21 protein-coding genes and 2 pseudogenes are annotated in these 23135 nt (G+C 44.1%); 8 read left to right on the top strand and 15 right to left on the bottom strand.

Annotation, left to right across the window (positions count from 1 at the left end):
- Positions 1 to 45: 45 nt before the first annotated feature.
- Positions 46 to 1113, bottom strand: coding sequence for a YedE family putative selenium transporter (yedE, locus tag CSHOW_RS08870; protein WP_002949036.1), 1068 nt, complete (start codon positions 1111 to 1113; stop codon positions 46 to 48).
- Positions 1114 to 1501: 388 nt separating this feature from the next.
- On the opposite strand from yedE, the gene CSHOW_RS08875 reads away from it, so the two are divergent.
- Positions 1502 to 2698 carry a molybdopterin molybdotransferase MoeA gene (locus tag CSHOW_RS08875; protein ID WP_002949034.1) on the top strand — a complete coding sequence of 399 codons (1197 nt, stop codon included), beginning with the start codon at positions 1502 to 1504 and terminating at the stop codon, positions 2696 to 2698.
- Positions 2699 to 3078: 380 nt separating this feature from the next.
- Here CSHOW_RS08875 and CSHOW_RS08880 read toward each other — a convergent pair whose 3' ends face one another.
- Both CSHOW_RS08880 and CSHOW_RS08885 read right to left on the bottom strand, forming a co-directional pair.
- Positions 3079 to 3666, bottom strand: a complete 588-nt coding sequence (locus tag CSHOW_RS08880) for an HAD-IB family hydrolase (RefSeq protein WP_002949031.1) — start codon at positions 3664 to 3666, stop codon at positions 3079 to 3081.
- A gap of 110 nt (positions 3667 to 3776) precedes the next feature.
- Complete coding sequence (locus CSHOW_RS08885) at positions 3777 to 4421, bottom strand: non-canonical purine NTP pyrophosphatase (RefSeq protein WP_002949030.1); 645 nt, start codon at positions 4419 to 4421, stop codon at positions 3777 to 3779.
- A 233-nt stretch (positions 4422 to 4654) separates the two neighbouring features.
- Here CSHOW_RS08885 and CSHOW_RS08890 point away from each other — a divergent pair, with 233 nt between their 5' ends.
- The 3 genes from CSHOW_RS08890 to CSHOW_RS08900 all read left to right on the top strand — a co-directional run bounded on the left by CSHOW_RS08890 (position 4655) and on the right by CSHOW_RS08900 (position 7947).
- Complete coding sequence (locus CSHOW_RS08890) at positions 4655 to 5959, top strand: MFS transporter (protein WP_039895372.1); 1305 nt, start codon at positions 4655 to 4657, stop codon at positions 5957 to 5959.
- Positions 5960 to 6124: 165 nt separating this feature from the next.
- Complete coding sequence (gene hutX, locus CSHOW_RS08895; protein WP_002949024.1) at positions 6125 to 6619, top strand: heme utilization cystosolic carrier protein HutX; 495 nt, start codon at positions 6125 to 6127, stop codon at positions 6617 to 6619.
- Positions 6620 to 6660: 41 nt separating this feature from the next.
- The gene (locus CSHOW_RS08900; RefSeq protein ID WP_002949021.1) at positions 6661 to 7947 is read left to right on the top strand and encodes a BaiN/RdsA family NAD(P)/FAD-dependent oxidoreductase; all 1287 of its coding nucleotides are present in this window, start codon (positions 6661 to 6663) and stop codon (positions 7945 to 7947) included.
- Between the two features lie 60 nt (positions 7948 to 8007).
- Here CSHOW_RS08900 and CSHOW_RS08905 read toward each other — a convergent pair whose 3' ends face one another.
- From CSHOW_RS08905 to CSHOW_RS08915, 3 genes are all read right to left on the bottom strand, one after another.
- Positions 8008 to 8604, bottom strand: a complete 597-nt coding sequence (locus tag CSHOW_RS08905) for a tetratricopeptide repeat protein (RefSeq protein WP_335890765.1) — start codon at positions 8602 to 8604, stop codon at positions 8008 to 8010.
- On the bottom strand, positions 8605 to 8748 hold the full coding sequence (locus CSHOW_RS08910) for a hypothetical protein (RefSeq protein WP_002949019.1): 144 nt from the start codon (positions 8746 to 8748) through the stop codon (positions 8605 to 8607).
- A 62-nt stretch (positions 8749 to 8810) separates the two neighbouring features.
- Positions 8811 to 9470: a hypothetical protein gene (locus CSHOW_RS08915; RefSeq protein ID WP_002949013.1), complete on the bottom strand. Its 660-nt coding sequence runs from the start codon at positions 9468 to 9470 to the stop codon at positions 8811 to 8813.
- A gap of 470 nt (positions 9471 to 9940) precedes the next feature.
- Here CSHOW_RS08915 and CSHOW_RS08920 point away from each other — a divergent pair, with 470 nt between their 5' ends.
- On the top strand, positions 9941 to 11152 hold the full coding sequence (locus tag CSHOW_RS08920) for a saccharopine dehydrogenase family protein (RefSeq protein WP_039895354.1): 1212 nt from the start codon (positions 9941 to 9943) through the stop codon (positions 11150 to 11152).
- A 560-nt stretch (positions 11153 to 11712) separates the two neighbouring features.
- Here CSHOW_RS08920 and CSHOW_RS10675 read toward each other — a convergent pair.
- From CSHOW_RS10675 to CSHOW_RS08945, 7 genes and pseudogenes are all read right to left on the bottom strand, one after another.
- Positions 11713 to 12744 (bottom strand): phosphoribosyltransferase, encoded by a 1032-nt coding sequence (locus CSHOW_RS10675; RefSeq protein ID WP_418656675.1) that lies wholly within the window; start codon positions 12742 to 12744, stop codon positions 11713 to 11715.
- 63 nt (positions 12745 to 12807) lie between these two features.
- A pseudogene (locus CSHOW_RS10680) lies at positions 12808 to 12900 on the bottom strand (hypothetical protein); the annotation flags it as partial.
- 255 nt (positions 12901 to 13155) lie between these two features.
- A pseudogene (locus CSHOW_RS10685) lies at positions 13156 to 13512 on the bottom strand (AAA family ATPase); the annotation flags it as partial.
- A gap of 3 nt (positions 13513 to 13515) precedes the next feature.
- Entirely contained in the window at positions 13516 to 14412 is an 897-nt protein-coding gene (locus tag CSHOW_RS08930; protein WP_002949003.1) for a radical SAM protein, read from the bottom strand.
- Complete coding sequence (locus tag CSHOW_RS08935; protein WP_002949002.1) at positions 14402 to 15640, bottom strand: ankyrin repeat domain-containing protein; 1239 nt, start codon at positions 15638 to 15640, stop codon at positions 14402 to 14404. Before CSHOW_RS08935 ends, CSHOW_RS08930 begins: the two co-directional genes overlap by 11 nt.
- A gap of 846 nt (positions 15641 to 16486) precedes the next feature.
- Positions 16487 to 16972, bottom strand: coding sequence for a hypothetical protein (locus CSHOW_RS08940; protein ID WP_002949001.1), 486 nt, complete (start codon positions 16970 to 16972; stop codon positions 16487 to 16489).
- 130 nt (positions 16973 to 17102) lie between these two features.
- Positions 17103 to 17648, bottom strand: a complete 546-nt coding sequence (locus CSHOW_RS08945) for a YceI family protein (RefSeq protein ID WP_002949000.1) — start codon at positions 17646 to 17648, stop codon at positions 17103 to 17105.
- Positions 17649 to 18022: 374 nt separating this feature from the next.
- Between CSHOW_RS08945 and CSHOW_RS08950 the strand changes: the two genes are divergently transcribed.
- Genes CSHOW_RS08950 through CSHOW_RS08960 form a run of 3 tightly spaced genes read left to right on the top strand, consistent with a single transcriptional unit; the run spans position 18023 to position 21344 of the window.
- Positions 18023 to 18985 carry an HlyD family secretion protein gene (locus tag CSHOW_RS08950; RefSeq protein ID WP_002948998.1) on the top strand — a complete coding sequence of 321 codons (963 nt, stop codon included), beginning with the start codon at positions 18023 to 18025 and terminating at the stop codon, positions 18983 to 18985.
- The gene (locus CSHOW_RS08955) at positions 18982 to 20211 is read left to right on the top strand and encodes an ABC transporter ATP-binding protein (RefSeq protein WP_002948995.1); all 1230 of its coding nucleotides are present in this window, start codon (positions 18982 to 18984) and stop codon (positions 20209 to 20211) included. Before CSHOW_RS08950 ends, CSHOW_RS08955 begins: the two co-directional genes overlap by 4 nt.
- Before the next feature lie 8 nt (positions 20212 to 20219).
- Positions 20220 to 21344 (top strand): ABC transporter permease, encoded by a 1125-nt coding sequence (locus CSHOW_RS08960; protein WP_002948992.1) that lies wholly within the window; start codon positions 20220 to 20222, stop codon positions 21342 to 21344.
- A 1-nt stretch (position 21345) separates the two neighbouring features.
- On the opposite strand, the gene CSHOW_RS08965 is transcribed toward CSHOW_RS08960, so the two are convergent.
- Positions 21346 to 22452 (bottom strand): NnrS family protein, encoded by a 1107-nt coding sequence (locus CSHOW_RS08965; protein WP_002948991.1) that lies wholly within the window; start codon positions 22450 to 22452, stop codon positions 21346 to 21348.
- Positions 22445 to 23134 carry an ABC transporter ATP-binding protein gene (locus CSHOW_RS08970; protein ID WP_002948990.1) on the bottom strand — a complete coding sequence of 230 codons (690 nt, stop codon included), beginning with the start codon at positions 23132 to 23134 and terminating at the stop codon, positions 22445 to 22447. The genes CSHOW_RS08965 and CSHOW_RS08970 overlap by 8 nt, the downstream gene beginning before the upstream one ends.
- Position 23135: the final 1 nt, after the last annotated feature.

Below are 23135 nucleotides of genomic sequence, written 5' to 3' on the forward strand. Positions count from 1 at the left end.
ACGAGCGCTTTGCGCGAAGTTAAAAATCCGTTCATTTATGAGGAATCAAGCGGCCTTTTTGTGAAAAAATCCCACATAAACCGCAAAAACAAACCCTATCGCTACCGCCCACGGAGCCGCCGCCGTTATGGCGCTCGGAGAGCTGGCGAGCAAGAAGTTATGCGCTACGGCCGCGCCCGCCGCCATACCGATGACAAATATAACGGAGCTTAGATTTCCCGTGCCCATTTGCACGAGATGTTTGCCCGGGCAGCCTTCGCTCAGGCTAAAGCAAAGCCCTGCTAGCGTCATGCTAAGGAAGTTCCAAAGCACATCGTTGTGCGCGATAGGCTGGCCTTCAAAGCCGAATTTATACTGCCCGAGCGCTAAATTTACGATGCTAGCAAAGACCACGATGCTGATGATCCCCGTAAACATCGAGAAATCCTTTTTGAAAAGTCTACCAAACGCCCCGACGCTGCAAAATTTACTTTTGTGCATTAGCGCGCCCACGACGATGCTAAAACCAAGCGAGATCAGGATAGGAGCGTGCATGGAGCCCGGGCCTTTTGCGGAGCTAAAAAGAGCGCCGTTTTCGCCGAGATTTAGTCCAAACGCAAGCGCAGCAAGCAGCAAAATACCCATAACCGTCGGCAAAACGCCTATCGCGGCCTGAGTTTTGGTCTCGTGCGTGAGTCCGTAGCCGAGCTTTTTGAAAAACACGCCCGCGCACACGCCCGCAAAAATACCGATGACTCCCGCAATCGCCGTCATATCGCCGCCACCAAGACGCAAAAACGCTCTCCACGGGCAGCCTAAAAACACGAGGCAACCGATCATCGCGAAAAATCCTAGAAAAAAGCGCACGAAAGGCGACGAGCCAGTGGTCGCGCTAAACTCCTTCGTCCAAAGCACGCTAGCTAAGAAGCCGCCCAAAATAAGCCCGATGATCTCCGGGCGCACGTACTGCACGACTCCTGCGCGGTGAAAGCCGAGCGCTCCCGCCGTATCGCGTAAAAAGCAAGCTGCGCAAACGCCCATGTTGCCGGGGTTGCCGAAATACACAAGTAGCGCACCTAAAGCGCCGAGCGCCGCACCTGAAACGATAAACCATTTTGAGTTTGAAAAATTCATGAAGTGTCCTTTAAAAAGGTAAAATCGACCCGATTTCTTAGGCGTTATTTTACTGATGTTAAAATAAAAAATTAATAAAATTTGACGGGAGATTAATCGCGAGCTTTAAATTTCGGTCAAATTTTAAAATTTACTCGCGGAAGGACGTTTAGCTTGGCTCGTACTTACATATTTAAATTTGGCACATTTTTTTAACTTCTGTGCTTTATTAGCATAATTTACGATTAAATTTAGTAAAATCGGCAGAAATATTCCAGACAGAATAGGCGTAGTTTAACTTTAAAATTTTAATCCGTGAGGGCGCGGACTCGTCGTCCGTAACCGAAACGGGTTTAAAATTTTAAAGCTTGAAATCCGTCATTTATGGGGAATCAAAAAAGGATAAAAAATGAAAGAATTTATGAGTTACGAGGCCTCTCTTGAAATTTTGCGCTCTACGCTGGCCCCCTGGGACCGCGTAGAAAAGGTCACTCTCACGCAAGCACTCGATCGCCGTATCGCCGTAGATATCGCGGCACAGGATAACTATCCCGCCCGGCCCGTCTCGGCGATGGATGGCTACGCTTTTGCGTGGCAAGAGGGCCTAAGCGAGCTTGAGCTCGTCACCGACCTACCAGCAGGCAGCGATAAGGGGCTAAAGGTAGAGGGCGTAAAATGCGTCAAAACCTTCACCGGTTCGCTGATGAGCGAAGGTACCGACACGCTAATCCCGGTCGAAAACGTCGAGGTGTCAGGCGGCAAGATCCTCATCAAAAAGCCTGTGCCAAAGGGCTTTGCCGTGCGCGAAGTCGGCGAAAGCTACAAAAAAGGCGAAATCCTAATCAAAAAAGGCGCGACGATAGGCTACGCCGAGACCGCGCTGCTAGCAGAGCTTGGGATCTTTAACGTAAGCGTATTCGTGCGGCCGCGAGTCGCGGTTCTAGCGACGGGAAGCGAGATAAAAGATCTCGGAGAGCCGCTAGAAAACGCTGCGCAGATCCACAGCTCAAATCACGTAGGCATCGCGGCCATGGTGCGCAAAATGGGCGGCGAACCCGTACTGTGCGAGATAGTGCGCGACCGCGCCGAGCTCGTAAAAGACGCTATCGTCCGCGCGCTAAAATCAGCCGACGTGCTCGTCACCACGGGCGGCATCAGCATGGGCGACTACGACTTCGTCAAGGGCGCGCTGGGCGAAAATTTCGACATCATAATAGACGGCGCCGCGATCAAACCGGGCCGCCACATCAAGGTCGCAAAAGCGGGCGAAAAATACATTTTTGCGCTGCCGGGCTTTCCGTACTCGGCGATGGTGATGTGCGTGCTCTACGTGCGCGTGCTGCTAAACGCGTGGTTTGGCGCTAGCGAGCCTAAAATCACGGCGATCATGGACGAGGACTACAAAAAGCGCTCACCGTTTTTGGAGTTTACGGCGGTAAATTTGGTCAATCGAGACGGCAAAATTTACGTAAATTTAGACGGCAAGAAGCTGGGCAGCTCGGCGATCGTAAACAATCTCACAAATGACGCCGCGCTTTTAATCATTCCAAAAGAAACCGAATTTATCGCAAAGGGCGAGATAGTCGAAGTGCTGAAAATGGTTTAAATTTGGGGTTAAATTTGAGCCGCAAGAGTGGCGCATTTACACAAAGAAAAGGCCGTAAATCGGCTTAAATTTAAGCTAAAACAATTAGCGCCGAGTTTGCTATTTTTATTTACGCTGACCCGGTTTAAACGCGCGCCGGGTCAAATTTATATGGGCCATATTAAATTTGGAGCCGTTATGGCAAGGACGAACAAATTTAAGCTTAACTAAAAAAGCACCTAGCAAATTTGGCTCAAACATTCCGGCGCCAAATTTCAGCCCGTGCGCGCCGATTTGCCGCTCCGCAAAAGGCGCTAGAGATAAATTTTGCCGTAAAAATGCTCAAATTTAAAGCTTTTAAATTTACGGCTAGTTTGCAGTTTCCGCAGTCGCGACCCCGCTCACTCAAACACCCTATAATGCGCCTCGTCGGCAAACTCCAGCATCTCCTTGTCGCCCCTGCTGTCGCCGTATGCGATCACACGCTCAAAGGCGTCCGTGTCATACGCCTCGCGCACGCGGCGTACCTTCTCCGCGCCGTAGCAGTTGGCGCCGTCTATCTCGCCCGTTATCACGCCGCCTTTTTTCTTGATACGAGTGCCTAGTAGTTCAATGCCCTGCGCCTGGCACCACGGAGCTAGCCAGTCCTCGAGCGACGCCGTCACGATCACGACCTTGTCGCCGTTTGCCTTATACTCGGCGATCTTTGCCATCGCAGAAAATTTCACGATATCTTCGATGTGCGTATTTGAGTATTTTTTGCAAATTTGAGCAAATTTATCCGCGCTCATACCCGCAAAAAAGTACGTCATCAACCGCCTACGAGCGTAGTTGTTGCTGCAAATTTTTAGCTTATAGCCGATCAAAACCGGCGAAAGCCAAAAAATCCCTCTAAAAAATTTCTTAAATCCCACAACGTAGGCGATAAACTCCAGCAGCGAGTCGTCGCGCGTGATCGTCCCGTCAAAGTCGAATAAAACCAGATTCATCTTCGTCTCAAATTTTAAATTTGCGCGATTATACAGCGCTAGCGTTAAGGGACGGCAAATTTAACTCAGTTTTTACCCCGCAGATTTGCCTTTTCATTTGCGCTTTAAATTTACCGCTCAAATTTCCTCTCAAGGCTTTTTAACACGTACTTTATGAGCTCTAGCCCCTTTGAGCGGTGCGAGATTTTTAGCTTTGTGGCGTCGTCTAGCTCGCCAAGCGTGCGCGTAAAGCCTTTGGGGATAAAGAGGCTATCGTAGCCAAAGCCGTTGCTGCCGCGTTCCTTGGAAATCGCAGTGCCGTGCATAAAGCCGTGCGCCGTAAAGTCGCCCAAATTTGAGCCAACCGCGATACAGGCAGTATAAAACGCGGGCGAGCTGGTTAAATTTAGCGCATTTAGCTCGGCTATCAGCTTTGCGCGGTTGCTAGCATCGGTCGCGCTTTTGCCCGTTATCTGCCCGCGCTCGTTCATATCGCTAAATCTCGCAGAGTAAATCCCGGGCCTGCCGCCAAGAGCCTCCACGCTGATGCCGCTATCGTCGCTTAGCGCGATAAACTCGTCCGCCAAATTTAGCTCACGCAGTTTAGCATGCACCGCGCGAGCTTTGATTAGCGCGTTTGTGGCAAATGTCGCGCCGTCCTCGACGATCTCAAAGGGCTCGCAAATTTCGCGCAATGCGTAAATTTCGTAATCTTTTAAAAAATCTTTTATTTCGCGTACTTTGTCGGAGTTGGATGTTGCTAAAACTATTTTCAAAATTTTTCCTTTTTCGGCTTCTCTTGCGCGCCTTTAAATGGGCTAGAAATTTTCTCCCTCGATGAACTATATGTTCTATCTTCGGTCGAAAATTTCGTCGCAACATTTAAATTCATAGCAAGACAACTTTGCCGATTTTTTAAATTTACCGCTCACATTTTATCAAATTCGGCTTTAATTTACGTATTATCAAAATTCGGGTAAAATCACTCCTTTAAAAAGGAAAATTTATGATAGTAAAAAGCGCATTACCTTTATCTTTTATCATCGGCAGCAGGTTTTTTGGACTCTTTATCATTTTGCCAGTTATCAGCGTCTACGCACTCGAGCTTGAGGGGGCGACCGAGTTTTTAGTCGGCGTTCTTATCGGCGTTTATGCGATGTCACAGATCACGTTTCAGGTGGTTTTTGGCTACGTCTCGGATCGCTTCGGGCGCAAAAACTCGATGCTAATAGGCCTGCTAGTTTTCATCGCGGGAGCTGCGATCTGCGCCGTGGCGACTGATATCTACACGATGATTTTTGGTAGATTTATCCAGGGAGCGGGCGCGATAGGAGCCGTGGCGATCGCGCTGATGAGCGATATGACTAAAGAGGAAGTGCGCGGGCACGCGATGGCGATGATGGGCGCGTTTATCGGCATTAGCTTTACGCTTTCTATGATACTTTCGCCGATACTTAGCGCCAAATACGGCCTTTCAAGCCTCTTTTACCTCTCGATCGCGGTTACGGTCGTTTGTATCGTGCTTTTATACACAGCCGTGGGCGAGGAGCCTAAATTTACGCATTCGCAGGCCAAAACGCCAGCCGTAAAGCTACTCTCAAACAGAAATTTACTACTCATGAACATAAGCAACTTCATGCAAAAAATGCTGATGTCGGCGGCCTTTATCGTGATCCCGATCGCTATCGTGAAGTATTTTGGCATGGACAAAAAAGACCTCAGCGGCATCTACTCGGTCGCGACGGTGTTTGGCTTTATCGCGATGGGTATCGGCGGCGCGATCGGCGAAACAAAGCGCATAACAAAGCAAATTTTAGTCATCGGGGTCTCGCTTTTCGTCGTTTGCTACGGACTTTTCGCGCTCTCGCTCGGACACAAGCCGCTGTTTTACGCCGGCGTGATTATATTTTTTATAGGCTTTAACCTGCACGAACCGATCTTGCAATCAATGGCGTCCAAATTTAGTAAAGTAAGCCAAAAGGGCGCGGTTTTAGGCATCTTTAACGCCTTTGGCTACATGGGAAGCTTTATCGGCGGTATCGGCGGCGGTACTTTGCTTAAATTTTACGGTCTTAGCGCGCTTTCCGCCGTCGTGACGGTGCTTTGCGTCGTGTGGCTGATCGCGCTAAAATGGCTAGATAACCCAAATATCTTTAAAAATATCTATCTGCCGTCAGATACAGATGCCGATCTAGCCGAGATCGAAAAGCAAAAAGGCGTCGTGGAGTGCTACAAAAACGCTCAAAATCTCGTTGTGAAATACAACTCCAAGCTCACTAACGAGGCGGAGATAAAGCAAATTTTAGGCGTTTAGCGGACTTTTACGGACGGCAAATTTACCGAGTCCGTCCCTCTAAAACGCCGAAACTTCGGCTCGCACGCCGTTTGATAACGCAACGACGCCTGTCATGTAAATTTAGCCGATTTTTAGCTATTTTTAAATACTATTATCAAAATCTAATTTCAAAAAAGGATAAAAATGAGCGATCTAAAAAAACAAATCGACGAGCTTTTCGAGGACAAAAAGATGTCCGTTTACGATGCGGCCAAACAGCTAAACGTACGCGAATACGATATCTTGCAATACCGCGGCGATGACGAATTTAAGGAAGTCAGCGCAGAAAATTTGATGAAAATTTTTGAAGAAGTCAGCACTTGGGGCGAGATGCTTTTCATCAAAAATACGCCTGAGTTTATCATCGAGATCAAGGTTAGCGTGCCTATGCCTAAAAAAGCGAAAGGGTTTTTAAATTTCACCGATAAAAGCGGCTTTTTGGGCGGCCACCTAAAAGAAGAATCAATCGCCAGCATCGGCTTTGTGAGCACTAAATTTATGGGATTTCTCGGGCACAGCCTGCACTTTTACGACGCGGATCACAACGTGATCTTTAAGCTTTTTGTAAATCGCAACGAAAAAATGAAACTAGACGAAGCGCAAGAGCAAAAATTCCTAGCGCTAAAAAATAGTTTTTGATTTTAGATGGCTTTGCCGCGCATAAATTTTGAGGTTTTATGATGGCTAAAATTTCCAAAATTTACGACGTTTTGATAATCGGAGCGGGCGCGGCAGGGCTATTTTTGGCGGCGAATTTACGCGGTAAAAGCGTCGCCATACTCGAAAAAAACGCAACTCCAGGCAAGAAAATCCTAGCTAGCGGCGGAGGCAGGTGCAATGTCACAAACCGCCGTATCGACGCGTCAAACTACCTCGGCGACGCAAATTTCGTCAAAAATATCCTAAAAAATCTAGACTTCAAAAACGTTTTAAAATTTTTTGGCGAGCTGAAATTTAACGAGCAAAAGCAAAATCAATTTTTCTGCGAAAGCGGCGCAAAAGACGTTTTGGGCGTGCTTTTAAAGTGCGCTAGACAAAGCGGAGCGCAAATATTTTGCGGCGTTTGCGTAAAAAGCGCGAGGAAAATTTCGACCGATGAAAACGGCGGAATTTTGGACGCCTCTCTTGCTGAAGAGGCAAAATTTGATAGCAAAAATTTGCAAGATTTTAAATCCAAACAGACTGAAGTTTTTGAAGTGCTCGCCGAAAACGGCGATAAATTTTACGCTAAAAATCTCGTCGTAGCTAATGGCGGACTGAGCTACAAAAGCCTAGGCGCAAGCGGTATCGGCTACGAAATAGCGCAAAGCTTCGGTGTCAAAGTCGTCCCGCCCGCGCCCGCGCTCGTGGGATTTACCGTACAAAAAGACGAGTTTTGGTTTAAAAATCTAAGCGGAGTTTGCTTCCCAGCCCGCATCCGCGTAGGTTGCGCAGGCAAAGACGCCGCAAACCGCGAGTCAAAAATGCCGCGAGAATTCGCGGGCGACATACTTTTCACCCACAAAGGCATAAGCGGCCCGGCCGTGCTAAATGCTTCGCTTTTTTGGCAAAAGGGCTTGATGGCCATAAATTTTTGCCCGAATTTTAGCATCGAAACCGCGCAAAAAAGCAAAAAGCAGCTCAGCACTATCCTGCCGCTACCTAGGCGATTTACGCTCGAGTTTTTACGCGCAGCGGGGCTTAACGACAAACCTTACGGCGAGTACAAGGCGGATGAAATGGCGAAAATTTTGCAGCTATTTGATTATAAATTTGCGCCTGCGGGCACGTTTGGCTTCGAGCGAGCCGAAGTAACAAAAGGCGGCATAGACACGGACGAGCTAGACGCAAACTGCGGCCGTGGCGACACTCGCGGGCTTTACTTTATCGGCGAGGTTTTAAACGTGACGGGGATGCTCGGCGGGTACAACCTGCATTTTGCGTTTGCGTGCGCGGCAAATTTGGCAAAGCGGTTAAACGCCGAGTAGCGACGACTTAGTCAAATTTGAGCAGCAAATTTGGCTTCTCTTGAAACCCAATCGCTAAATTTACAACTCTTTTATCTTTGCTTCCACCTCTGCTTTTAGGCTTTTTGCGTGTTTATCGTTGCTTTTTTCTAAAATTTTATTCGCGACTTTAAGGGCTTTTTCGTAGTTTTGCAGCGCCTCAGTCTTGTTGCCAAGCCCCGCCAGATCGCCCGCCATCAGCGCACAATACTTCGCGCGTAGCAAATTTACGCTATCTGCGCCGAAAACCTCTTCGTAAATTTTAAGCGCGGCGGCGTGTCTTGCGTATGCCCTGGTAAAATCGCCCGTTTTATAGAGCGTATCGCCGAGCCCCGCGTAGCAGCTCATCAGATCTTTTTGCATCTTCGCGCCGCCAAGCTCGTAGCATCTAATCGCCGCGCCGAAATTCGCTATCGCTTCATCGTATCTCCCTAATGCCGACTGTGCGATAGCTACGTCGTGATAGGGCTTTGCAAGCGCCTTGTGCTCTTTGCCGAGCCCTTTTTGTAAAATTTTTAGCGAGCGTTCGTAGGCTGCGAGCGCCTTTTGCGGCTCGCCTGCAAACATAAAAAAGCTGCCCGAGTTGTTTAACGCTATGATCGTGCTCTCATGCTCTTCGCCGTATTCAGCCAGGCAAATTTACACCGCCTTTTCACTCACTAGCGCAGTAGCCGTGGCGTTGTGCTCGCGCTTAATAAACTCTTCGGCACTAAGCTCTATCGCCTCCTCGCAGCTGGTCCCAAGTAGCCAAATCGGAAGCAAAAAAATTAAAATTTTACGCATAGAATTCCTTTGAAATTCCGCGCTATTGTAACGATTGAAAGCAAATTTTATCCCGTATTTCCTCATAAATCAATATTATTTCTTGGCAAATAAACTTGTGACATTATTTTTATGTCTTCTTCTTCTGGATTCTCGATTTGAGTATCAATTATCTGCCTCATTAGCGCCATGCAAAATTTCATACCCATCTCTTCTGTGATTATATCTTTTAGATAAATATTTGTTATTTCATTATATTTACTGGGAAATTTAACAGAAAAATAAGTCATTTTCTTCTTTTTTGTCTCCCATATTCTATATTTGACCTCTGATTTATCATCAATTTTATATTCTTTTGCCTTAGTGAGAAATTTATTTATTTGCCCAGCCTTATCCCAAGTGGCAAGACTTTTGTTTATATAGACTTCATCCCATGTGTCAAAAATAGGAAAGTGCAATAAGAGGTTTCTAATAAAACTAAATAGATCATCGGCAATCACTCCTTCAAAAAAAGGTCGTCCTCCTCTTTTCATCCACTTTAAATATTCTTTAATTGGTTCATAATTAGAAATCTCTTTAAATACCGAAAATGCTTCTCTGAGCCTATAAAACCTAAAGTATGGTTCTTGAGTTTTGAAATTTTCATTAGAAATTTCATCATATAAAAAATAAAATCTATTATAAAAAAGAGTTAAGGCTTCTATCTCTTTTTCATTCGGTATTTGCTTGCCATTTTCAATCATTGTTGCTCTTTTTGCGTTTTCTTGCCAGGCGCTAATCCACCCAAGTTTTTTAACTCGGTTGCGGTAGCTTCTTAGATTTAAATATGCTGATTATACCCAAAACAAGCTAACTTGATAATACATCGTTGATATGCTTTAGGATAAATTTAGGCGCTCAAATTTTAGCGACAAAATTAAACCTAAAAATTTAAGCTTATTTTTTATGCAATCTACCTCAAACTAAAAAATGGAATTTGAGATAAAATTTATCGCGCGATGCCAGGCGGTAAATTTAATCTCGTGCCGCCGTCAATCGGCATGCCGCTATCTGCGTAAATTTTAACATCGTGCCGCTTTAGGCGCTCTTGCTAGAGCGGGCTTGCGCTCCGCGCCCACCACAACCAAACTCTATGATTAATCGCACTCACCTCTTAAAATTCATCTTAAATTTGCTAAAATTGCGGCTAAATTTAAAATTTAAAGGAGCCAAAATGTCAAATATCTTAATCATAGGCGCGGGCGGCGTGAGCCAAGTCGCGACCGTAAAATGCGCGATGAACGCGGACGTTTTTACAAAAATCACCCTTGCTAGCCGCACCAAAAGCAAGTGCGACGCGATCGCTAAATTTATCAAAGACCGCCTAGGTGTGCAAATTGACACCGCCCAGATCGACGCGGACGATACCGATGCCGTAGTCGCTCTCATTAAAAAAACGGGTGCCGATTTGCTTTTAAATGTGGCGCTGCCTTATCAAGACCTAACCCTCATGGACGCGTGCTCTCGCGCCGGCATCCCATACATCGACACCGCAAACTACGAACACCCCGACACCGCGAAATTTGAGTATAAGCTACAGTGGGCGAAGGACGGCGAGTTTAAAGCCGCAAACACCATGGCACTGCTGGGAAGCGGCTTTGATCCGGGCGTGACAAACGTATTTTGCGCCTACGCGCAGCAAAATTTATTTGACGAGATCCACGAGATCGACATCCTAGACTGCAACGCGGGCGATCACGGATATCCGTTTGCGACGAATTTTAACCCGGAAATCAACCTGCGAGAAGTGAGCGCAAAAGGCCGCTACTGGGAGCGCGGCGAATGGAAAGAGACCGAGCCGATGGAAATAATGTTCAAATGGGACTACCCGAAAGTAGGCGTCAAAGATAGCTACCTGCTCTACCACGAGGAGCTAGAAAGCTTAGTAAAAAACATCAAAGGACTAAAGCGAATCCGCTTTTTTATGACATTCGGGCAGAGCTACCTCACGCATATGAAATGCCTAGAAAATGTCGGCATGCTACGCATCGACGAGGTCGAGCATAACGGCGTAAAGATCGTGCCGATCCAGTTTTTAAAGACGCTTTTGCCTGATCCTGCAAGCCTTGGTCCTCGTACGAAAGGTAAAACAAACATCGGCTGCGTAATCCGCGGTCTAAAAGACGGCAAAGAGCGCCAGGTCTATATCTACAACGTCTGCGACCACGAGGCTTGCTACGCCGAGACGGGCGCGCAGGCAGTGAGCTACACGACGGGCGTACCTGCGATGATCGGCTCGATGATGGTCGCAAAAGGTATCTGGAGCGGAAAAGGCGTCTTTAATATGGAAAATTTCGACGCTAAGCCTTTCATGGACGAGCTAAATAAGCAGGGCTTGTCGTGGGAGATGATCGAGATGAAACCGGGCGAGAGGTATGAAGTTTAGTTTTTAGGCTTGTCTTTTTGTCTTACTCTGCGTTATATTTAAATTTTACTCGGTCACGTATTTCATATGCGCTCCCGTCGTAAAATTTAAATCCGCCTTGATTAAGGCAAAAATATTACGCCTTATTTGGTGGGTATATTTAAATAGATTTGAAATTTTCGTCCTGCGACAGACTATATGTCTAGTCTTGGGACGAAATTTACTTCTTCTGTTTAGCTACGAGCGCAGCGACGTAGAAAACATTTAAAATCATCTCACGATACTTTGCCTGATTTTTTGTTTTAATATACAAGCTCCGCTTAAAAATCTTCTGCTTGCAGCTATGAGCGAAGCGAAGTAGAAATTTCGCCTCGCCTAAGCGAAAAATCCTATACCTGATTTTATTAAATTTAGCCCGTACGGCAAAAATTACATCGTTTCTATTGCCTATCACGATAGAATAAAAACTTAAATTTATCATTTTAGTTTAATTTGCATTCAAATTTTAAATTGAAGTTTGCATTAAACCTAAATAAAATTATCGAAAAGTATGTAAAATATCAATACGTCCCAATCCAACACTATAATTCCATGGTGCCAAATAATCTATCTCCGGTATCTGGGCCTTTTCCATTCTCTATGCGCATAACCTTTTCGCCCTTATATCTATTGGGCGAGATTCGCACCGTAAAAAGTCTATTGCGTTTTAAAATTTCAAACACTTTAAGTGGTATATTTTCAGGTACAACAGTAGCAGTTATTATGCTATCAAGCGGTAGTTTATTTAGAATTTTATATAATGTCTCCCCACTATTTACTACGGCATCCACAATTAATACTCGTCTATCCTTAATACTTTCGATCAAAATCTCATCAATATCTTTCTCTATAAAAAAGATAGCTACTTTTTTACCGGCAGCCTCTAGTCCATCGGCTATACCCATAGCATACGGCATCCCAGCTCTCATAAGAGCCAAAACAGCAAATCTATCATCCTCGTCACAAAGCCTTCTAGCCATTAACTCACCTAATCTTTGATGAGCCTTTCTTAGTTTTGCTCCACCAACTCTAGAATTGCTTTTGCATTTTGCAATAAGAGAGTCAAGTTCGTCGTCTTTTGACTTGCTTTGCAAATCATAAATTTTTAGTTGCTCATTTTTAATATATTGCATAGTTCTATACTGCTTTTCTCCTGCAAAGATTTGAACTATATTGCCGTCTTGATGCTCGGCAAGGTATTTTTCTAAAGAATCGTTTGGCTTTTGGTGCGCTACTACGTAAGCATTATCTGCCTCGTTTAGCATAAATATATCAGTCATAGAGTCGCCTAGTGCAACTACACTTATATTATTTTTTCTAAGCTCTTTTGTTATATATTTTTTAAGCAACGGAGTTATAAAAAAATTTTCTTCTTTTTGATAGTTGCCAAGCAGAATAGTATTGTCTTTTAAAAGCTCATTCCAGATGTCAAATATCCCACAAGTAATTGCTATAAAATGTCTTTCTTTAAATTTACTTTTGATAAATTCGTCCACTTCCTTACTTATTTGCACCTTACTCAATGCATAAGCTTTGGCTTTTTTGATATCGCTTGTATTGAAATTTAAAAGCATTTTTCGAGCTTTGAAAAATTGATAGCTAGTGTATATATCACCTTCAAATAATCTTTTAAGTTCCTCTTTTTTTATGCCTAAAAAATCGCAATAAGCATAAGTAGGGTCATTCACAGATAAGGTTTTATCGCAGTCGCTTATTATTACTTTTGATATATTTTGTTCGCATAAAAGCTTTTCTACAAATCTTTCGGCAATATTTGGATAATCAAATTTATCATAAAACTGCCATATCCAATCTCGCATAAATTCTATCGCCGTAACACTATCCTCATCAAGTATAACAAGCTCTTTTTGCATAGTGCTACAAATTTTAGACATTTGAGATATCTCAAATTTTTTCCATTTGTTTATAAAATTTTCATCAGCATTTATGCCATGCTTGTCCAGAATGTTTTTGTGCGACCATTTTATGATATTTTTAGAGCTTGTATTTAGATAAAAAAAGTGATCGTAGCACTCTTTATCCGCATCTGTAAAAACGACTTCAAAACCATCATCTTTTTTAAATGCATAGTGTCCATCAACAAAAACTATATCATTTTCGAGCTCACAAGCTTTTACGAGTTTTATAAAATCATTTTTCCTTAACTCATCTTTTTGGCAGCCATTTAACTCTTTAAAATTTTTACCAAATTTCTCTTTTGCAAGTCTATAAAGTTCGGTCGAACCCTTAATATGTAAAGCTTTTAAATTTAATGAGTTTACAAGTTTATCTATCAAATAATCCTTACCAGCTCCTGTTATGCCGTAAATTGCTATTTTCATTTCTTATCCTAAAATTTCATCGTAACAACATTTTCTAGCATCAAGCGGAGTTAATCGCTTTATGCGCCTTTCTATTTCAATCAAAGGAGTATTAAAGCTACCTTCGTTATATTCTTCTTTACCATAAAATCTACCACACGGATAAATTCCTCGCCTCGTTATAAAAATATTAGTTCTGCCAACTCCACAAAGCGTACCATACATAGTGCAATCATATTTTTGGGCTTTTTGTGGGTCCAGTTGTCTTATTTTTAGCTTTGAATTTGTAAATGAAGACAAAAAAGCGTTATATTCGTCTGCCGTTATAACTAGTTTTCGATCATGACAGTCAAATAACCTAGAAAACGTAATATCGCTAAATTTCTCATCTACTAAAAATTTTTCCAACTTCTCTTTATTTTTTATACTAAGTGCATGCACGGTGCAGTTTATGGCAGGCTTTACACCAAATAAACTTTCATACTTTTTTATCTCCTCATAAACCTTTTGAAATTTTTCGCGCCCTATATTATGAAGTTCCTCGTATCCGTCTAGTGAAACGCAAAGTTTAATAATATCTCTATGATCATAGAAAAATTTAAGTTTCTCGTTATCTAATAAAATAGCATTTGTGATTGTGTAAAAGTCGATATTTGCGGATGCTTTCTTAGCATAGTCGATAATGTATTTTATTTTATCAAATTCCATTAACGGCTCTCCTGAACCAACTATACCAAGTTTAAATTTTCCGTTTTTTATATCGTGGTATAAATTTATATTGTCTATTATTTCACCTAGCTCGTCTTCGTTAAATTCCTGTTTTTGTCCGCTTAGCTTTTGTGTATATTCTCCGTGAAAATGACAATATTTGCATTTTAAATTACAACGTTCGCCAAGCGATATACAAGCTCTATCTATCATCTCTTTCTCCTTTTAAAAGCTTTTTTAACTCCATTGCTTCACTTTGACTAAATAAAGCAAGCCTTAGATGTTCAAAAGCTGTTTTGTTTTTCCTATCTCTTATTTTGATGTCGGTTATCTTTGCTAACATAAAAATTATATTTTTATGCTCTTTTATACATGCTTTTATGAGCGCAGTAAAGCCGTTGTTGTCTTGTTGATTTACGCAAGCTCCTTGCCGTAATAAAAAATCAACGCCGCTTTCAAATCCGCCCCAAGCACAGACCATAAGCGGCGTATTTCCAAAATTTTCTCCTTTACTACCTAGCTCTACATCAGCGCCCCTACTCACTAAAAGCTTCATCAGTTCGATATTTTTTAATTGCGCTGCGTGATGAAGCGCTGAAAAGCCATATTTATGCTCATCAAGAGCATTGATATCAAGGCTGGGTAAATTTAACAGATAATCTATTATTTGTGATTTTTTATTTCTTATTGCCGTCATCAGTGGAGTAAGTCCATTCATAGGATCGTGTATATTTACATTAATGTCATCTAGATTAAGCCTTTCTAACTTTGTAAATTTATTGTTTTTTACAAGTGACAAAAATTCCAAAGACTTATTTCTATCAAATTTATCATCCTTGCTAAAATCTTTAAAATACTCGTTTGGAGTTATGGCTTTTATATTATTTATATCTTTAATCAAAAACTGAAAATATATATCATCGCTTAGCATATAAACCTTATCGCTAGGATTTTGCTTAGCTTTTACTTTAGCGACATTAGCTATTTTTTCATCGTTATTTTTAATGCTCGTATCGCTTTTTGAGCTGATGATTTTTTCGCCTAAATTTTTTATTGTAGTCATTATAAGCCACGCAGCTTGGCTGTTTTTATCTTTTTTATCTTTTATGTTATTAAGCTCAGATATAACAACATCTGGAATAATGACCTCGTCAAATCTCCCAACTAATTCTTTTGGTAAAAACGGCTTTTTTATAAGTGCCGAAGTATCTACAACAATAATTTTTTTACTATCTAAATTTCTACCAAGCAGTCTATCCGCCGATACACCGAATATATCGGCTAATTTTAACAGCTGGGTAGATGACGGCTCACTCTTTGCGTTTTCCCAGTTTGAGATAACAGGTCTTGTTATATTTAATTTGTCTGCTAATTCTTGTTGTAACATATTTATACCCTCTCTTGCGTCTTTTATATTTTTGGCTATCGTATTTAAATTCATTCTTTCTCCTTAGTAAAATTGTAAGTGAATTATACACAATATTAGTATTTAAGTCAATAAAATTTTAATATGTAAATGATATTTACACAATGTAATCATTTGTTACATAATGAAAAACTCGCATTATGAGTAATATAGATAGAATTTTTATAATTTTATATATTAAAAGACGATAACTCATTGTCCTAATTTTCATCGCTTTGATACCATACAACTAACATGATGGCTATTGAAGGCGGGATAGGATATAAAATTTCGTTTTTTATCAACATAGTGATCTTTGAAATCGGTTTAAGCAGACTGCATGATGCCGGCAATGGCTAGCCTAGTGTTTTGATATACATGTCAGGTTATGGGCGTGCGAGTAGGAACAATGTTAAGCCAAACCAAAGTCGTAAAAATGCGAAGCCATCTTTTCTGTAGTTTGCAGGCTGCACAGATGCTCTATGCGCTAGTTATTATCACGGCAATAGCTTGGTTGCAGTACTGTTATCAGATGCTCTGTAATAATAGAATTTTGGTCTTCATATGTAATGTCTTAGCGCGATTGTGTTTGCGATGATTTTTTCTATACCCAAGACCCACCGTCGCAAAAGCACTCCACAAAGCCGATCGCATCGTCGTTTAAAAACCATCTAAGATTATTAGATGCCAATTATGCGTTACATGCTTAGTGCGATATTTTGCTATGTAGCTACCTACACCTTTATAATTAGCTCACTGTACTAATTAGATCGCTACAATATACGGTAACAATATATTGTCTTTAGTAATATTCATAGTATATTTTAACAAACAACTTACCGTTTAAAAATTTGATTCAAATTCAGTCGCCAAAGCCAAATTTTACTTTTTCTTATTTTCACTTTTTTGCGTGTCTAACGCCTCAAATTTCTGCTTTAAAATTTTAAAAACTTCGTGCTTTGAGAGCTCGTATTTGTCGTATATCACGACATCGTCGTCGCCGATAGGCTGCATAAGGCCATCAGCCGCGTCGCGGTCTAGTTTGCCTCTTTTAAATCTAACGTTTAAAACGTCGATTTTGCGTTTAGCGTCGACCATGCGAACGCCGATATCTTCGATATCTTTAAAGTAAAATTTAGCGTTTTTGCCGCCCTTTTGCACTAAAAATCCGTCGTCATCGATGCTTAGAAAGCTAACTTGAAATATCTTTTTCACGCAAAAAACGGCGCAGATCACGGCGACGACCACGGTAAAAATGCCAGTCCCGCCTATGCCGTAATAAAAATACCCTGCGCACCCCGCCGCAAACAGCGCAATAGCCAAAAATAGCGCGCTTACCGCCCCTTTTTTATTTTCTTTCGTCGTCATTTTTCGCCTTAAATTAAATTTTAAAGCTCATTATATCTTAAGTTATCGATTTTTCGGCATTATAGAATAAAAAACGAGGATAAAGAGGCAAATTCGGCGCAAGCTAACTCGTTCGCGCCGAATTTGAAAGTTATTTTATTTTAGCTTCCAGAGAGATTTCTACGTCGGGATAGCTTTTGCCACCATGAAAAGGCTTGGCTGAAGCTGCGTATTTTTCAAATGTCTCATTGAGTTTCAAATCAGCCAACAAATCAATGCCGATTTTAGCCTTTAGTTTACCATCTTCCACCGTATACTGCGTTTTGTAAGACTTTGAGTTTCCTTTTACGCTAACTTCGACTTCAGCTTCGCCCGCTTTCTCGTCGCCGCTTACGGATACGATTTTAGCTGTTATTGCGTTGCCGTCAAAGATCATACCGATACGTTTGTCGCGATCGGGCAACTTTGTATCGATATTTTTAGGATCGATGTTAAACTCAAAGGTTTTTAGAAAATCAGCAAAATTTGCGTTTTCCGCGCTTTTAAAGCCAAGATCTTTAAACGTACCCTCGACGGCTGTTTTGTTAGCTAACTTATAACCAACGAATTTGACGCTAGGGTTGCCATCTACACTAAAAGCAAATGCCGAAGCAGCCAAAATAGATGTGACAAGCGCACCTGAAATAATTTTTTTCATACACTCTCCTCAATATTTAATATTAATAACTAATATCATTAGAACGGGAATTATATAACCTCTATCTTCAAAGAATGCTTAAATTGGATATTTTTTTATCCTTTTTTATTAGTAATACCGTTTTTGCAGTACTTATAAAACACATCTAAGAAATTTAAAGCGCAAATAATACTATAATCGCCGCAATAATTTGCTCCAAATTTAAATTGCTCTTTCCTAAAAAGAGATAAAAAACCGCCTCTTCTACCGCACTATCCAAAGCCTACACGCCGAAAATATTTCCTTCTCGAGTGCCGCGCAGCATCCTAAAATGTAGCCAAATTTAACCAAAGCGGAGTATAATGCTAATGAAATAGCGGCTTTAAGGAGGCGAAATGGGTTTAAATTTAAGCAAATTTTACGCGTTTTTTGCCTTTTTTATCCTGATTTTTGCAGGCTGCGCGGATGAGAAGGGGAGCGCGTTTTTTAACGGCTACGTCGAGGGAGATTATCTTTGCGTCGCGCCTAGCGTTAGCGGACGGATCGTAAATTTAAGCGTCAAAGAGGGCGCCGTCGTTCAAGAGAGTGAGCCACTTTTTGCGCTTGAGAGCGCCGAAGCTCTAGCAAATTTAGACGCCGCAAAGGCTAACGTGAGCGCTCTGGAAGCCGAGCTAGCCGACCTTAGCACGGGCAAGCGTCCAGAGGAGATCGAGCGGATAGGTGCCGAGCTAAAACAAGCCAAGGCCGCGCTTTGGATCGCGGAGGCTAACTATGAACGCGCAAAGTCTCTGCTAGCTAAAAACGCCGTTTCGCAAAAAGAATTTGACGCCGCAAAGGCGGAATTTGACCGCGCAAACGCTCTGGCTAGCGAGCTAAACGCTGCACTAAAGATCGCAAATTTGCCAGCTAGAAGCGAACAAATAACAAGCCTAAAAGCAAAAATACAAGCGGCCAAAGCTAACGAGCGCGCCGCGCGGTGGAGGCTAGAGCAAACCGCCGTCCTAGCACCGAAATCCGGACTCGTCGAGGATATATTTTATAAGACGGGCGAGTTCGTCCAAAGCTCGCAGCCCGTGCTATCGCTGCTGCCGCCTAGCGAGGTAAAGATCAGGTTTTTCGTGCCCGCAGGCGCGCTGCCTAGCCTGCGCGAGGGGCAAAAAGCGCGCATTAGCTGCGAAGGGTGCACGGACTTTACCGCTCGTATCGTAAAAATCGCGTCCGCCCCCGAGTACGCCCCGCCCGTCATCTACAACCAAACCTCGCAAAGCACGCTGGTCTATCTAGTAGAAGCCGTGCCCGAAAACAACGCAACCGCCCTGCACCCGTCACTACCGATAAAAGCGAGGCTAGAGCCGTGAACGCGAAAAATATCGCTGCTCAAATTCGGCGTTTAAATTTAGACAAAATTTCGCCGGGGCAAAATTTAAACGCTCGCGGCGGTAAAATTTACGGCGCAGACAAGGCCCCGCCATCGGCTGGGAAAATTTCAAATTTGAGCGGGTTAAATTTAGCAAACGAGATCAAGGCCAAATTTAGCCTTCATAAAAATTCTCGCGTAAATTTTAGCAGCGCAAATTTGCCCTCAAATTTGACAAACGCCTCAAATTTAACCGCAAACCAAAGCTCAAATTTGGAGTCAAATTTGAGCCCGAAACCACGGAGCGGCGACTACGCCCTCGACGTTAGAGGTCTCACCAAAAAATTCGGCAAAAAGATCATCACGGACGGCGTAGATATCAGGGTCAAAAAGGGCAGCGTGTGCGGATTTTTAGGACCAAACGGTAGCGGCAAGACGACCGCGATACGCATGCTTTGCGGCCTTTTAAAGCCAGACGGCGGTAGCGGCAACTGTCTGGGGTATGATTTCCGCAGCCAAAGCGAAGCCATACGCCTAAAAACGGGCTATATGACGCAGAAATTCGGCTGGTACGACGACCTTAGCGTGAGGGAAAATTTGGAATTTATCGCTAGGCTTTTTGCAGTCAAAAACCACAAAGCCGCCGTAAATCAAATCCTAGACCGCCTAGACCTAGCCCCGCGTCAAAACCACCTAGCGGGCAGTTTATCGGGCGGCTGGAAACAGCGGCTAGCGCTTGCGATGTGCCTCGTGCATGGCCCGGAGCTGCTTTTACTCGACGAGCCCACGGCGGGCGTAGATCCAAAGGCTAGACGCGAGTTTTGGGATATCATCCACGAACTAGCCCAGGACGGCATCACAGTGCTAGTCTCCACGCACTACATGGACGAGGCCGAGCGTTGCCACGAGCTCATATACATCGCCTACGGCAAGATCCTAGCCCGCGGCACGCAATCAGACATCATAGCCGGCTATAATCTAAACGTCTGGCAGCTAAGCGGAGATAAGGCGGGCGAAGCGGCGTCGCTGCTAGCCTCAAACGCCGCGCTTAGCGTTTCTGCGTTCGGTAACGGCTATCACGTAACCGCAAAGGACGAGGCCATGCTGCAAGAGGCAGTTAGAGGCCTTGCGATACCGCAAGGCGAGCTAAGCCTAATGCCGATAAAAGCGAGCCTGGAGGATGTTTTCATCCATCTGCTAGAGCTTTATAAAGACGAGCGGTTTTAGGAGTGACGATGAAATTTATCTCGTTTTCTAGAACCGCGGCGATGATTGTAAAAGAGTTTCGTCAAATTTTAAGAGACCGCGCGACGCTAGCGATGATCATCGCGATGCCGCTGATGCTGATGCTACTTTTTGGTTACGCGATAAATAACAACCCGCGCCACCTGCCCTCAGCCGTAGTGATAGCAGAGGGCGGCGGCAAGCTCACCCGCTCGCTAGTTAGCGCGATGAAAAATACGGAGTTTTTCGACGTCAAACACGTCGGCACGGACGCGGATAGAGCCGAAGCCATGATGCAAAGCGGCGAGGCGCAGTTTATTATCTATTTTCCGCCAAATTTAGAACGCGACCTTATGCGAGGCCAAACGCCTAAAATTTTAATCGCTACTGACGCCACCGACCCCTCGGCAAACTCGGGTGCCGCGGGCGCGCTGCAAACGGCATTCGAGCAAGCTCTAGCTAGAGATAAGCCCGGCTACGCGCAGCCTAGAATGGAATTTGAGCTGCGCGCGCACTCTCGCTACAACCCGGAGCTACTCACACGCTATCAGATCATCCCGGGACTTATGGGTATCTTGCTCACGCTAACGACGATCCTGCTAACTAGCATCTCGGTGACGAGGGAGTTTGAGCGTGGCACGATGGAAAATCTCCTCGCCGCTCCTCTGCGCCCGGCCGAAGTGATGATAGGCAAAATTTTACCCTACTTGCTCATAGCCTACCTGCAAGTAGGCGCGCTTTTGTTGATAGCCAGGCTTCTTTTCGGGCTACCCGCTATCGGCGACTGGGTAGCGCTTTTTACGGCTTGCACCTTGCTGATGCTTGCAAATTTGGGCGTGGGTTTTACCTTTAGCACGCTAGCTCGCAACCAGCTGCAGGCGATGCAGATGACTTATTTTTTCTTTTTGCCTTCGATGCTGCTATCGGGATTTATGTTTCCTTTCTACGGGATGCCGGCGTGGGCGCGGTTTATCGGCGAGTGCTTTCCGCTGACGCATTTTTTGCGTATCATTAGAGGCGTATGGCTAAAAAGCGCCCAGCTTAGCGATTTTTACTACGACCTAGCCGCGATTTTGGCGTTTTTATGCGTTAGCACGGCCATATCGCTCGCTAGGTATAAAAGGACGCTAGATTAGCCTACCCAGGATCGTCGCTAAACTCGTTATCTCTGAAAATTTTATAAAAATCAATAAACCAAAGCGCGAAGGCTACGGCGATGAGGGTTGCGGGCAGATGGATGTAAAATCCGCTCCAAACGTAAGCCAAAAAGCCTCTGCAAATGCCGGCAACAATAACGAGCACAAAGGCGATCTTGCTCAGGCGTAAAAACTCAAGCTCCTGCCCGCTGTGACGCAGGCCTGCGATGTTAAAGATAAGCATAATGCTAAAAATAATGCCGTTTAGCGCGATGACGTGCAGCATGTTTGTCTCCAGCCCCAGTCCCAAAATCCCGCTCGCGCCGTAAACGATGTAGCCCGCGGCTAGCAAAAGCTGCATCAAGTAGTAATAAATCACGAAACTATGGCGCAAAAGCTCCTTGTAATGCCACTCTTTTAGCTTGGCTAAAATCGCGCTACCGCAGGCTATCGCGGCAAAATTTACCGCCTTGCTGCCTTCAAAAAACACGCTAACTAACAAAAACGCGCAAACGCTAACGATCGCGATGTTTTTATAGACGAAATTTGGCACGAAAGCCGCGTCTTGCATACCCGGCTCGCGGTTTAGCGCCTCTTTGCCAAGCACCACGCTAACGCGAAAAGATATAAGCAAAATCGCGATAACATGTAGGTGAATTTGTAAATTTAGAAATCTCTCCTCGCCGCTAAGCAGATAGTAAATCTCAAAGCCAAGAATGCCTAGTAAAAATGCTAAAACGCCCAGCTGATCGTCGTTGCGGTCAAGCCAGATCATATAAACGCAAAGCCCGGCCAGATACACCCAAAAAAGCGCCATAAAAAAGTGCGCCGCAAATAGGCTAAAAAATGCGCTAACAAAACTCGCCGCAAAAAACGCAAACATCGCGCAGGCGTGCTTTTTTAGCCCTCCGCTAAAATTCGTCCAATCAGTTAGCCCCGTTAGCAAAAATCCCGCATACGCAAGGGCCGCGACAAGGTGCAAAAAGATAAATTTGTGCCAGCTAACAAAATCCACGGGCGTAAAAAATATCGCTCCGCCTAGCACCGCGCAAACCGCGCTCGTAAGGAAAAAAATTCTCATCGGATGAGTGAAAAAGTCGTTAATCATAATAAATTTTTCCTTTAAAATTTTCCTCTACCACGCCGCTAGCGTAGGCAAAATCTCGCTGCGAAAAGGCACGGCGAAGCTCCAGCTCGCGCTCGATTACTGCGCCCTTGCTCGCTAAAAAGCAAATTTTACTAGACATGCGCGCGGCCTCCATCCTATCGTGAGTCACCAACACGACGCTCATACCATCCTCTACGCGGCGCGTGACGATGTCTATCAGGATTTCTTTCATATCGTAATCAAGCCCCGAAAACGGCTCGTCCATCAGCAGTAAATCAGGCCTTGTCACGATCGCCCGCACGAAAGCAACCCTTTGACGCATACCGCCGCTTAGCTCGTCAGGGTACTTTAGCGCGTCTTTTTCCGTTAGCCCAAGCCTGGCAAAGAGCTCTAGCACGGTCTTTTCATCGGGCTCATCCATCACGAGCAATACGTTTTCGAGCGCATTTTTCCACTCGAGCAGGCGATTTTCTTGAAACAGATAGGTCGTTTTATTAAATTTATTGATTATTTTTCCCTTGCGCGGATCTATGAGGCCCGAGATCAGGCGTAGGATCGTGGTTTTACCGCAGCCGCTCGCACCAAAGAGCGTCACCACTTCGCCCGCGCCGACCTTTAAGCTAAAGTCGCGTACGACCTTGTCGCGTAAAATTTCGTATTCTAAATTTTGAAGTTCCAGCATA

The sequence above is a fragment of the Campylobacter showae genome (assembly GCF_004803815.1).
GTDB lineage: Bacteria > Campylobacterota > Campylobacteria > Campylobacterales > Campylobacteraceae > Campylobacter_A > Campylobacter_A showae.